Origin of the sequence: Leptolyngbya sp. AS-A5 (assembly GCF_039962495.1) — a bacterium.
Taxonomy (GTDB): domain Bacteria; phylum Cyanobacteriota; class Cyanobacteriia; order Leptolyngbyales; family Leptolyngbyaceae; genus Leptolyngbya.
The window spans coordinates 37,989-50,325 of sequence record NZ_JAMPLL010000004.1 but is presented as its reverse complement, the minus strand read 5'-3'; the positions used below and the strand labels follow the sequence as shown (position 1 = coordinate 50,325).

Below are 12,337 nucleotides of genomic sequence, written 5' to 3'. Positions count from 1 at the left end.
TCGTCGATCGCACGGAAACCCGTGATTGCAAAAGCAGAATTGCTAAAATAGGGATATAACCAGTTTCAATTGGGATTTCGTAGGAGCGATCGCATGACTCAAACTACTCCAGCTACTCAGCCCCAGCGCGGCATTCAAATGAGCGAATCCGCCCTAAAGCACGTAATGATGCTTCGAGAACAGCAAGGTAAAGATCTGTGTCTGCGCGTCGGTGTGCGCGGCGGCGGTTGCTCTGGAATGTCCTACACCATGGATTTTGAAGATCCAAACAACATTCGCCCTGATGATCATGTTTCTGATTATGACGGCTTTAAAGTTGTGTGCGACCCGAAAAGCTTACTTTATCTCTATGGCTTGATGCTAGATTACAGCACTGCTTTAATCGGTGGCGGATTCCAGTTCACCAACCCTAACGCCAATCAAACCTGCGGCTGCGGTAAGTCATTCTCGGCATAATTCTTCAAGCGGGATCAGACATCTAAATCTAATCCCGCTTCATTTTATTTAGTTCGCGATCGCTACCACTTCACTGTTACTTTTTGCAGGCAAACTTGCACCCTGCTTTAAACGCACTTCAATACCCGATCAAGGTCGCTTGAACCGCTCTTTTGCTAACTGAAACGATTCTTTCATCGCAGCTTGAATCCGCTGCGGGTCGGGATTTTTCCCGCCGAGCAAATCCCCAAAATACACGCAAGCTGCTTCTCCCAGTGCCCAAGTGTACGCACTCGCCCAAGATGCCGCAATCACACTGCCAAATCCCGGCACAAACTTAATCAATTCTCGCCCGATCGCTTGCGCCACAAATCCCCCCGCGATCGCGCTCACAACTCCTCCTGCCTGCGATGGCGTTAAGGTCTGACCGTACAACTGCCCCAATGCACCGACCATCGAAACTTGCAGCGCCGTTAATACAGGCATCGTCGCCAGAGGTATCGGAATCGCAGCCACAGCCCCCGCCATCACGGAAAACGGCAAAATGTAGCGCCGTCCGGCATCGCGATAGAGTTCCCCAATTTGTTTGCCTTCATCTCGATCATTCAACAGTTGCGCGATCGTTCTTGCTTCTGCTTCGGGTAATAGTTCCGACAACGCTTCGATGAACGCTTCCAATCCATAAAACGGCGGGTGAAATTCGTCTTCTTCTAGGCTGAAATCAATTAAGACAGCACGATCGAACAATCCTGCAAAGTTCTGCTGAATCGTGGAAAAGGCGCGATCGACATTCGCAAAACTGGGTGGATAGTCAGGATGATCACTCACCTCGGCTGGATACAATTCGTGCAAACAGGTGACAGCAAGTAAGCAAGGGACTTCAGAGTGTTTGGCGCGAATTTGGCTCGCGATTTGTTTGAGAGTATCGGTGGCAAAGTCACTGATCTTTACGGTGAGAATCAAAACCTTAGCACGAGTTTGATCAGGCTGGAGTTCGCCGATTAATTCGCGGATCACCTCTGAAGTTTCTTGCATTCCGTCGCCTAAACCGACCGTATCCGTAAACACAAGCAAAGGTAACTCTTGAGTGGGATAGCTGTACTGCTGCGTGTACTGCGTATGCGGGCGGAATCCTTGACCGACAATTTCGGCTGACACTCCGGTTAAACTCCGCACGATCGAGCTTTTCCCCGATTGCGGTTTTCCGACTAATAGCGCTTCAGTCGTCGGCAGTTCCGCTCTCACTTGTCGCAAAATTTCCTGCACTTCGGCTTCGTCCACTCGAAACCAACCGGAAACAGATCGGGCAAGCGACTCGATCGAAACTCGTTTGCCCACTTCCGAAACGCCTTGTCCCACTGTTTCTCGAATCTGGTTCCACCAAGAAGGATCGCCTGTCATGATTCACCCCCACAGAATAGAAAAGGCGCGATCGTCATCAATGCGCCTTACTCTAAATTATGGCTTTTGTGCCTGGGGCTAGTCGTCTCCCGATGGGGCGGATTCCCCACCTGGCGAAGATTTATAAATTGCGTCCAATTGCTCACGCGCATCTTCCACGCTCATTGATCGCATCACCAACAGCGGTTCATTGATCATTCTGCCGTTTTCGTCGAGCAGTTCAGGATGGGGAACCGGGCGATTTTGCGATCGTGCAGTCGGCGCATACTGACGCTGCGACTCAATTCCCAGCGCCATCATATTCCGAATCAAATTACCAACGGCTAAGAATGCCAGTGTTGTGAACGCCAGAATGTAAAGCAGGTGCAGTATCATATGCCTCTTTCCCAAGCCAAGTGGACGACGAAACAGAGATGTACCCAAACAGAAATTAAGTCAGTCCCGTCTGGAAGTATGAAAATTGGTTTTCTAATTATCTAATAGTCTCTCAGATTTTGTTAAATCCTGGCATCCCATTTAAGAGAGAGTTTGAAGCCGCTAGGAGGATCTCTGGGAGCGCAGCTTCATACTCACTTGCCAACATTCGCTCACGAGTTGATGCCAAGCGACCAAAACAGAAGTATCAACACCTGCTTGTCCGTCGGTCGCTTTGAGCAAGGCTTGAACGGCGTTAACTTCCTGCTGCGTCTGGATCACACGATCGAGCAGATTGGCTTGCTCTTTGGGTGAGAGAAAGAAAAGGGTTTCGGTTTCAAGCAGAGTGCGCGATCGCGAAAACCAATACTGAAAATCATCCAGCAGCGGTTCTAAGACAGTTTTGAGTAAGTCTCGGTCGGGTAGATTTGAGTTAAACATCGTTAAAAACAGAAGCCTGCGTCAGAGTTTCCTTATTTTCTTTACATTTCGTAACCTTTCCTCATCTTACCCCGAAACCCTACAGATTGAGCACGCGATGATTGAACACATAATGATTGAACACACAATGGCAGGGGATCGGTAAGATAGATGAGGCATTCATCCATTTACTCGTTCTATGTCAGACGCTTCTTCTCAGTCGGAAAAAATTTACTTGCCTAAAACTAGCGAATCCGAAGCCTTACAGAAGATTCGTCATACGACTTCGCACGTAATGGCGATGGCGGTGCAAAAACTTTTTCCGAAGGCGCAGGTGACGATCGGGCCTTGGATCGAAAACGGGTTTTACTACGATTTTGATAGCCCTGAACCGTTTACCGAAAAGGATCTCAAGGCGATCAAAAAAGAGATGGCGAAAATTATTCGTCGCAATTTGCCTGTGACCCGCGAGGAAGTGAGCCGCGAAGAAGCAAAAGCCAGAATTCAAACGATCAATGAGCCGTACAAACTAGAAATTCTCGACGACATCAAACAAGAGCCGATCACGATCTATCATCTGGGCGACCACTGGTGGGATCTCTGTGCAGGTCCACACGTTGACAGTACCGCAGAATTGAACCCCGATGCGATCGATCTCGAATCGGTTGCGGGGGCATACTGGCGCGGCGATGAAACCAAAGCCCAATTGCAGCGCATTTACGGTACGGCTTGGGAAACCCCAGAGCAGTTAGCCGAATACAAGCGCCGCAAAGAAGAAGCGATGAAGCGCGATCATCGCAAGTTAGGAAAAGAATTAGGGCTGTTTATCTTTTCGGATTTGGTTGGGCCTGGTTTACCGATGTGGACACCGAAAGGAACCGTGCTGCGATCGACCCTGGAAGACTTTCTCAAACAGGAGCAAACTAAGCGCGGTTATCTACCTGTCGTCACGCCTCACATTGCTAGAGTTGACCTGTTCAAAACTTCGGGACACTGGCAGAAATACAGCGAGGATATGTTCCCGATGATGGCAGAGGATGACAAAGCCCGGACTGAGGAGCAAGGCTTTGTGATGAAGCCAATGAACTGTCCATTTCACATCCAGATTTATAAAAGTGAACTGCGATCGTACCGCGATTTGCCGATGCGCTTGGCTGAGTTTGGAACCGTCTACCGCTACGAGCAATCTGGTGAACTCGGTGGATTAACCAGAGTGCGCGGCTTTACGGTGGATGATTCTCACTTGTTCGTCACTCCTGAACAACTCGATGCAGAGTTCCTCAGTGTTGTCGATCTGATTCTCTCGGTGTTCAAGAGTCTGCAACTGAAGAACTTCAAAGCGCGTCTCAGCTTCCGCGATCCAAACTCTGATAAATACATCGGTTCAGATGAAGCGTGGGAGAAAGCTGAGGGTGCAATTCGTCGTGCGGTTGAAACGCTTGGCATGAACTACTTCGAGGGTATTGGGGAAGCGGCGTTTTATGGCCCGAAACTCGACTTTATCTTTAGTGATGCGCTCGATCGCGAATGGCAACTCGGAACCGTTCAAGTCGATTACAACTTGCCAGAGCGCTTTGACCTCGAATATGTCGCAGAAGACGGAAGCCGTAAGCGTCCCGTGATGATTCACCGTGCGCCGTTTGGATCATTGGAGCGACTGATTGGAATTCTGATCGAAGAGTATGCGGGAGATTTCCCAGTGTGGCTGGCTCCAGAGCAGATTCGATTGTTGCCGGTGAGCGATGAGTTTCGATCGTTTGCAACTGAAGTCGCCCAACAAATGAAACAAGCGGGTATTCGGGCAGAAGTGGCTCCGGCGGGCGATCGACTCGGTAAGCTGATCCGCAATGCTGAAAAAGACAAAATTCCGGTAATGGCGGTGATTGGAGCCAAAGAGGTCGAAGCGAATGCCTTGAGTATTCGGACTCGTGCTTCGGGTGAGTTAGGTGCGCTTCCTGTCGTGGAAGTGGTCGATCGACTTAAAACCGCGAATACGGAGCATGGCAACTTTTAGCGGCACTTGATTGCGAAAAGGTGTTGAGTGGACAAGAGCGATCGCTGTAATCGATCGCTCTTGTTAATCAATCCAGACAACTCACAAGCTTCGTCGAGGCTCTAGCAGAACTAAGCCTCGATTTTAGTGAACTTGTTGTGAAACAGGATGAAGTGACGAACCCATTGTCCATTTTGCCACTGGGCTGGATAGCGACTAGACCAGAAGCAAGTGCTATATGGCAAAGGCTTAAGTGCAGCAAACACTTATGAAGTCACTTATGAAATAGTGCTGCTTTAAGATGCTCATTCCAAACTCAGAGAATGCAATTGTTGATATTCGTAAGCTACGCGACTATTGCCTCAATTTAGAGCATGACGATGGCAAGCACAAAGCGCGACTTTTTTCGTCAATTCTTGAAATGACGGCTGATGATGCTGAAGAGTTGCGTCAAATTCTGCTTGAGGTCGTCAAAGTTCAGGAAGCCCAGTTAGGAAGACAAGATGAGTTTGGGCAACGTTACACTCTAGACTTCACAATTGAATGGCAAAATAGAAGTGCAACTCTCCGCAGTGGTTGGATCATTGAGCAGGGTTCAGAGAATCCCAAATTAACGACCTGCTATCCTCTGTAATTGGTGGAGGTAACAAGCATGATAAATAATACAGTTAAGTTGCTAGATGTTGTCGCTCTGGTCGTTGACCTTCCCCAATACAATTTGTGGCGTGGGCAGGTTGGTACAGTTGTTGAGACACTAGTGGAGGGTGCTGCATTTGAAGTTGAATTCAGCGATCGCAATGGGCGTACATACGAATCTTTAGGGTTGCGTCTAGAGCAAATCATGGTTTTGCACTTCGAGCCAGTACCACCCAGTGCAAAAGCTGAAATGATAACAGCGTGAGCGGTACAACAATTTAAATGCAGCGGACAGTTAAAAGTTACTGGTGCTGAATTCAAGGCTATCTGCCGCCGCTGATTTGAACCGTTAGCTTGCTGCTCAGTAGGTGATGGGCATCGTTATGCCTCTCAAAAACCTCGAATTCTTAAGCATCGTCAGGAAAATGCTCAAAATCTCAAAATGCAGAAAAACTCCTGGAAGCTGTCAACTGACAACAGAAAGCAGGATGAGTCATGCCCATCCCGCTGTAATCCGTAATATACGGCGAACCTCTCCTCTATTTAAGATTTAAGGGGATCAGTTTATTGCTGTTCTATCAGGACATCAACCTCAAACGAAGCAAGGTCTTCTCTACCAGAAGGTAATTAACCCTTCCCGTTTTCATCCACCATCGACAACATTCCTTGCAACGTCGCCGGAATGCTGCGCGGGTCCATAAACATCACCTTGCTGCTATCGCTCTTACCGACCGTCGTACCCATATCCAGATAACTCATCGCGAGCAGCACTTTACCTGCTTCCGCCGCACGCGGATCACCATTCAGCGCTTGCGTCACAATTTGAATCGCTTCTGCGGTCGCTTGAGCCTTCAGGACGGCTTGCTGACGTTCCGCTTGGGCTTTGAGGACGATCGCTTTTTGCTCCGCCTCAGCCGCCAAAATCGCCGCTTTCTGACGTGCTTCAGCGTCTAGCACCTGAGCCTCTGCTTTACCGCGTGCCGAGTTCACCGCCGATTCTCGTTCCCCTTCAGATGTGAGAATTGCAGCCCGTTTGCGGCGTTCTGCGGACATTTGCAGTTCCATCGATTCTTGAACCGCTTTCGACGGAACGATGTCACGCAGTTCGACACGAGTCACTTTTACACCCCAAGGATCAGTTGCCGTATCGAGTTCACGCAGCAGAATCTCGTTAATCTGCGATCGAGCCGTAAACGTTTCATCGAGTTCTAACTGTCCCATTTCAGCGCGAATTTGCGTTAGAACCAGATTCACCATTGCCGATTGTAGATTTTGCACCTTGTAATAGGCTTTCTCCATATCGACAATGCGCCAGTACACGACAGCATCCACCGTGATCGAAACGTTATCGCGAGTGATACAGCCTTGTGGCGGAATATCGAGCACTTTTTCCCGAATCGTTTCTTGAAAGGCAACGCGATCGAGTCCCGGAATCACAAAACTCAGACCCGGAGAAAGTTTGCGATCGTAGCTCCCCAATCGCTCAATCAGCACCTCGTTTCCCTGCTGAATAATTTTGACGCTTGAAATCGCTCCACCGCCAACCACAAGTGCAATAAACCAACCCCACATAAAACCTCTCCTTAAAATTCTTCTGGCATCACTATCAAAGTTGTTCCCTTGCGTCCCACGACGTAAACGCGCCGACCTGCGGGAATCTCAATCAGCGAGCCTTCACACTTTGCCGCCCAAGAATTCCCTTCATACCGAACGCGCCCGACTTCTCCGGGGGGAATTGCCGTGAGGGTTTCGGCTTCGGTAGCATCGAGCTTAAACGAGGCGCGACGATTGACAAACCGACGAGACACCCACATCAATACGATCGACAAAATCACCCATAGCACCACTTGTGCCCCAAGCGGCAAGAGGTGAGCGACGATCCCAACTAGTAAAGCACTCAAACCCAACACAAAGGCAATAAACGCAGTCGGCAGAACGAATTCAACCAAACAGAGTCCCGCACCGACAATCAGCCAAACCATCGTAGGAGTCATAATTTCAGACCGTTTTTCATCCCAATCCAACGTGCAGCGATCGCGTACTGGAAAGTCATGCTTTAATACAAACTTCAAACCGTGAATGCAACATTCCGGCAATCTGTTGATCATTTCGGCACAGTTGGCGGTAAGATGCGTTGCGATTCGCCCCTTCATCCTAGCCTGGCACTATGAACCTAACTGGCAAACTCTTTGATCGTCCTTCCACCCTTGCCGTGAGTCGCGCTCAGCCTCAAGGGTTTCATTACGTCTGGGCAGTGGGAACGGCTGCACAGCGCAAAAAAAATGGAACGACGATCGGCGATCGCTACGAGGTCAAGACTTCCCAAATTTGGCTAGATACGCAACCGGAAAGCGATCCGCAAGTGCCGCTCCTCGCGTCAGAATTGGCACAAAACTATCTGCTGCTGTATCCGTATCGCCTGCACATTCCGGAGGTGTATGGAGTCTGCCGCGACGGGGGCGACGAGATTTTACTGCTGGAAAATGTTCCGATTGCCGAAACTGGGGAATTGCAGCCTTCGATCGCCGAAGCGTGGTATCAAGGCAGCCCTACACGACAAATTTACTGGCTGTGGCAAATTTTGGAACTGTGGACACCGCTCCAAGAGTTGGGAGTCGCTTCTAGTTTGCTTTCTCCAGATCACATTCGGGTTGAAGGCTGGCGAATTCGGTTGAGAGAATTAGTTCTAGATGAAGCCAACACCGAGGAATCGTTCCATCAGCCGACGCTGGCAAATCTGGCAGAAAGTTGGCTGATGTTGCTCTTGGATGCCAAACCTGCGATCGCAGACTCTCTACAAGCGATTTGCGCCTTGATGCAAGCTGTAGATGCTAATTATCGCGACATTTCCAGACGGTTGAATCAGCTTCTACTCGAAGAGGCTGCCCAACTGCCACTTAGAACTCAGGTGTACGGTGCAACGGATATCGGTCGTCAACCGTATAACGAAGACACCTGTTACCCGATGACTTCTAAAACTCAGACGTTTGATGACTTGTCAGCACGGTTAACGATCGTTTGTGATGGCATTGGCGGACATGAGGGCGGAGAAGTTGCCAGTCAGTTAGCCGTACAGTCGATTCAATTGCAGGTAAAAGCGCTGCTTTCGGAAATTGCGGGACAGCCAGAACCCTTGCCACCGGATTTGATTGGTGATCAGTTGGCAGCGATCGTCCGAGTCGTAAACAATCTGATCGCCGCGCAAAATGATGCCCAGAATCGCGCAGCGCGTCGGCGCATGGGCACAACGCTCGTAATGGCGCTGCAAATCCCGCAGCGGGTCACGCTACCGGGAGGAACGATCGCGAATAACGCTCACGAACTTTATATCGTCAGTGTCGGAGATAGCCGCGCTTACTGGATTACGCCGGAATACTGTCATCAGCTCACTGTTGATGATGATGTCGCGGTGCGGGAAGTTCGGATGGGTCGATCGCTGTATCGAGAAGCGCTAAAACGTCCGGATTCCGGCGCACTGACTCAGGCAATGGGAACCCGTGCCGGACATCACCTGCATCCAAGTGTGCGGCGCTTTATTCTCGAAGAAGACGGAATGCTGCTGCTGTGTTCGGATGGCATGAGCGATAACGGCTTTGTCGAGCAATCCTGGTCAGACTATGCAGAACTGATTTTAGTGGATAAGTTCTCGATCGAAGCTGCCGTCAAGTCCTGGCTCGATTTTGCTAATCAGCGCAACGGACACGATAACGCTTCGATCGCTCTCACTCATTGCCAAGTTTCCGCCGCTTTGCCAGAAGTCCGAGTGCCCGTTTCGATGCCGTTACCGAGCGCAGAAGCTCCGGACATTCCACCCCCGATCGTGATTCCACCGACTGAAATCGTGAAGCCGAAGCGCAAGAATCGATTTGTGCTGAAAACCTTACTGGTTTTGATGTTGGGTGGGGGTGCAGCGTTAGGAACTTGGTACTACCGCGATCCGATCGGAATGCAGCAGCGCGTTAAGAGCGAAGCCAGTCGAATTCAGCCGATGCTTGAATCATTGCGTCAGCGCGTCAATAACGATTTGCTCAAACGATAGAGCGATCGACACGCATTATGCAAAGATTAAAAAGTTGTCTATCCTGCGGTTAGGTCGAGTAATTGTGGTGAATCTTGCGGAGAGAGGAACACTCAAGGTGATGAAAATTGGCGATCGTGTTCGGGTGAAAGAATCAGTCGTGGTGTATCACCATCCAGAACACCGCAATCAGCCGTTTGACATTCAGGGTCAAGAAGGCGAAATTATGGCGATCGTAAAAGAATGGCAAGGTCGTCCGGTGAGTGCAAATTTTCCGTATTTAGTGAAATTTGAAGGAAAATTCCGCGCTCATCTGCAAGAGTTTGAACTTGAAGCGATCTAACTTCTGCGCCGAAACCAACCGAATACATTGACATCGCCGCGCATTTTTTCAAGTTCGCGGCGATGTTGTTCTGATGCCGCAGCATACCATTCACAGTAGCGATCGTGCGCTTCACGCGACTGCACCTCTTGATAAAACTGATGCGTTGAGCGGTAAATCTCGAATAATTCTGGCTCGATGTGGACAGAGGGAAAAAACCATCGATGATTGTGAGTCGGCATGAGTCAAATCGGCGGACAGATTCTGACAATCTAGCGCATTTTACTAAACATTCCGTGATCAGTCCTCACGATAGAGTCAAGAATCTATAGGATTTGTAATGATGCAATCTAGGAGTGGCAGCCAAATTCGCCTAACGCAAACTTAAAATTTCGTAAGCTTGAGTGGCTATTACACCCCACCTATGATCAATTCAGACGGATTGCTTCTGATTTTTAAACAGCGAATTTAGATAAATCTTTTTTAGAAGACTTCGATCGTAGAGTTATGAATGAATCAAAAAATATCCGCGATCGACAAAAACTAATACAACAATTAGAAACCGTCGATCAGCAATTTAACCAACTTTACCAAGCAGCTGATAAAACACCTTCGGCTACATCAGATGCCTCATTTCCAGAGTATCTTTCTGCGCTGTCAGAAGCTTTAGAAGAGCTAAAAGTCATCGAAGAAGAGATTTGTGAACAAAATCAACAACTTTCTGAGACAAGACAAGCCTTAGAAACTGAGCAGCGGCGTTATGAAGAGCTATTTGATTTTGCTCCAGACGGATATTTGATTACCGACAAGCACGGCAAAATTCAGGAAGCAAATCGCGTTGCATGTGAACTATTACAGATCGAGAAAAAGTATATTGTCGGGAAAGTTTTAATTAATTTTATTGCAGAAGAACATCGCAATGTTTTTCAATCACTTTTGCTGCAACTGCAATCGATCGATCGAGTACGCGAGTGGGAAATTCCGTTTGTCGCCCGCAATGGCACACGATTTGAAGCCGCATTAACGATCGTAGCCGTCAAGACAGAACGCGGAGAAACAATCGCGCTCCGCTGGTTATTGCGTGATATCACAAATCGTAAGCAAATTGAAGAGCAATTAAGAAAAATCCAGTTACAAAATCTAGAACTGATCGAATCCGATCGATTGAAAGAGCAATTCATCGCAACCATGTCTCATGAATTGCGGACCCCTTTAACTGCGATTCTTGGATTTTCTGACCTGCTACTACGGCAATTTCATCGCCAAATTCCGCCGCATCAAATGAAATTAATCGAGCGGATTTTTGAAAATGGACGACATTTACTCAGTTTAATTGAAGATATTTTAGATTTTTCTAATCTGCGTACAAAGCGAATTGAACTTCAGCTAGTAGCCTTTGACTTGAATGAGTTAGTGACACAAACCGTTCAAGAAATGCACTCGCTAGCGGCACAAAAAAACTTATCCATTCATACCCATCTTGCTCCAAGCAATCCCGTTTTGATTAACGATCGTGCCCGCGTCAAACAAATTCTCGTGAACCTAATCTCAAATGCAATTAAATTCACGGATTCTGGATCGGTTTGCGTTCAAGTTCAGTCTGGAAAATACGACAGGATTCAGATTGTGGTTCAAGATACTGGCATGGGTATTGAAGACTCTGAGTTTGCAACCATTTTTCAGGAATTTCGGCAAATCAATCAAACTTCAACGCGGCAGCATGGCGGCACAGGGTTAGGACTTGCCATTACCAAAGCGCTGACCGAGTTAATGGGGGGCGAAGTCTCAGTCCAGAGCAAACTTGGACTCGGTTCTACATTTACGATCGAACTGCCATCCCGCGTCTCCCGCCCCTAGAGAGAGCGAGATTACGGCTTTACTCTGTCAGTGTGTAGATTTAGAAGCTTTTTGAATTGTCTAAAGTGATGCTGATTAGACTGGCTTAGGAGCAAATCATGCCCGATTTAGATGATCAAGCGATTAGTAAAGTTGCAGAAGTAGGAATAAAAAGTCAGCTTGATGAAGTTAAAAACTTAAACGTTGAAATTGATATTGATCCCCTTAAAGTCATCGCTGGCACACTCAATTCCGTCGCGATCGCAGGCGAAGGAATGGTGATGAAGCAAGACCTCCGCATCGAGAGCATGGAGTTTAATACTGGGTCAGTTGCGGTTAATCCACTCAGCCTTGCCTTTGGAAAAATTGAGCTAACGCATCCTACCGAAGCAGAAGCGATCGTCACCTTAACAGAAGCCGATATTAACCGGGCATTTCGATCTGATTTTGTTCGTAGCAAGATGCAGGACTTGAATTTAGAAGTGCAAGTTGACGATGAAACGGCAATTGTTGATACGGAAAAGATCAACTTTGGGCTACCCGGAGACGGCAAAGTTCGCCTGAGTACAGAAGTAGTTTTACAAAACTCACAAGAACGAAAAACAGTTGCATTTACTGCTGTTCCAAAAATTAGCTCGGACGGGCAGCGAGTGGTACTCGAAAATGTCGAGTATCTAGACCATCAAGAATTACCCCCTGCCTTTACCGAAGCGATGCTGGATGAAGCGAAAGAACTGCTTGACCTAAAAAACTTCGAGGTCGGAGACATGTCGCTCCAGATTAAACGATTGGCTGCATTGAAAGGAAAATTAATCCTTCAGTCAGAAGCCATCGTCCATCAGTTTCCGTCATCTTAGAAGCT

General features: G+C 48.2%; 14 protein-coding genes. 8 read left to right on the top strand and 6 right to left on the bottom strand.

Going from position 1 to position 12,337, the window contains the following annotated elements; genetic code table 11:
• Window positions 1-93 precede the first annotated feature (93 nt).
• Window positions 94-456: an iron-sulfur cluster assembly accessory protein gene (locus tag NC980_RS07075; RefSeq protein ID WP_190378217.1), complete on the top strand. Its 363-nt coding sequence runs from the start codon at window positions 94-96 to the stop codon at window positions 454-456.
• A 129-nt stretch (window positions 457-585) separates the two neighbouring features.
• Here NC980_RS07075 and NC980_RS07070 read toward each other — a convergent pair whose 3' ends face one another.
• The 3 genes from NC980_RS07070 to NC980_RS07060 form a co-directional block, all read right to left on the bottom strand.
• A complete protein-coding gene (locus tag NC980_RS07070; RefSeq protein WP_190378216.1) occupies window positions 586-1,836 on the bottom strand; it encodes a GTPase in 1,251 nt (416 codons plus the stop codon).
• Between the two features lie 78 nt (window positions 1,837-1,914).
• The gene (locus NC980_RS07065; protein ID WP_190378215.1) at window positions 1,915-2,211 is read right to left on the bottom strand and encodes a DUF2973 domain-containing protein; all 297 of its coding nucleotides are present in this window, start codon (window positions 2,209-2,211) and stop codon (window positions 1,915-1,917) included.
• Between the two features lie 162 nt (window positions 2,212-2,373).
• Window positions 2,374-2,691, bottom strand: coding sequence for a DUF2605 domain-containing protein (locus NC980_RS07060; protein WP_190378214.1), 318 nt, complete (start codon window positions 2,689-2,691; stop codon window positions 2,374-2,376).
• 178 nt (window positions 2,692-2,869) lie between these two features.
• Here NC980_RS07060 and thrS point away from each other — a divergent pair, with 178 nt between their 5' ends.
• The 3 genes from thrS (at window position 2,870) to NC980_RS07045 (ending at window position 5,564) form a co-directional block, all read left to right on the top strand.
• Window positions 2,870-4,684, top strand: a complete 1,815-nt coding sequence (thrS, locus tag NC980_RS07055; RefSeq protein WP_190378213.1) for a threonine--tRNA ligase — start codon at window positions 2,870-2,872, stop codon at window positions 4,682-4,684.
• A 280-nt stretch (window positions 4,685-4,964) separates the two neighbouring features.
• A complete protein-coding gene (locus NC980_RS07050) occupies window positions 4,965-5,297 on the top strand; it encodes a DUF6883 domain-containing protein (RefSeq protein ID WP_190378212.1) in 333 nt (110 codons plus the stop codon).
• 18 nt (window positions 5,298-5,315) lie between these two features.
• On the top strand, window positions 5,316-5,564 hold the full coding sequence (locus NC980_RS07045) for a DUF4926 domain-containing protein (RefSeq protein ID WP_190378211.1): 249 nt from the start codon (window positions 5,316-5,318) through the stop codon (window positions 5,562-5,564).
• A gap of 362 nt (window positions 5,565-5,926) precedes the next feature.
• Here NC980_RS07045 and NC980_RS07040 read toward each other — a convergent pair whose 3' ends face one another.
• Window positions 5,927-6,871: an SPFH domain-containing protein gene (locus NC980_RS07040; protein WP_190378210.1), complete on the bottom strand. Its 945-nt coding sequence runs from the start codon at window positions 6,869-6,871 to the stop codon at window positions 5,927-5,929.
• Between the two features lie 11 nt (window positions 6,872-6,882).
• Complete coding sequence (locus tag NC980_RS07035; protein ID WP_242027093.1) at window positions 6,883-7,452, bottom strand: NfeD family protein; 570 nt, start codon at window positions 7,450-7,452, stop codon at window positions 6,883-6,885.
• A 14-nt stretch (window positions 7,453-7,466) separates the two neighbouring features.
• Here NC980_RS07035 and NC980_RS07030 point away from each other — a divergent pair, with 14 nt between their 5' ends.
• Window positions 7,467-9,338 (top strand): protein phosphatase 2C domain-containing protein, encoded by a 1,872-nt coding sequence (locus tag NC980_RS07030; RefSeq protein WP_190378209.1) that lies wholly within the window; start codon window positions 7,467-7,469, stop codon window positions 9,336-9,338.
• A 100-nt stretch (window positions 9,339-9,438) separates the two neighbouring features.
• Window positions 9,439-9,660, top strand: a complete 222-nt coding sequence (locus tag NC980_RS07025) for a ferredoxin-thioredoxin reductase variable chain (RefSeq protein WP_190378433.1) — start codon at window positions 9,439-9,441, stop codon at window positions 9,658-9,660.
• Here the strand turns inward: NC980_RS07025 and NC980_RS07020 are convergent.
• The gene (locus NC980_RS07020) at window positions 9,657-9,881 is read right to left on the bottom strand and encodes a hypothetical protein (protein WP_190378208.1); all 225 of its coding nucleotides are present in this window, start codon (window positions 9,879-9,881) and stop codon (window positions 9,657-9,659) included. The two genes, NC980_RS07025 and NC980_RS07020, sit on opposite strands and share 4 nt — an antisense overlap.
• A gap of 265 nt (window positions 9,882-10,146) precedes the next feature.
• On the opposite strand from NC980_RS07020, the gene NC980_RS07015 reads away from it, so the two are divergent.
• Complete coding sequence (locus tag NC980_RS07015) at window positions 10,147-11,496, top strand: ATP-binding protein (protein WP_190378207.1); 1,350 nt, start codon at window positions 10,147-10,149, stop codon at window positions 11,494-11,496.
• Window positions 11,497-11,594: 98 nt separating this feature from the next.
• Window positions 11,595-12,332: a DUF2993 domain-containing protein gene (locus tag NC980_RS07010; RefSeq protein WP_190378206.1), complete on the top strand. Its 738-nt coding sequence runs from the start codon at window positions 11,595-11,597 to the stop codon at window positions 12,330-12,332.
• Window positions 12,333-12,337 lie beyond the last annotated feature (5 nt).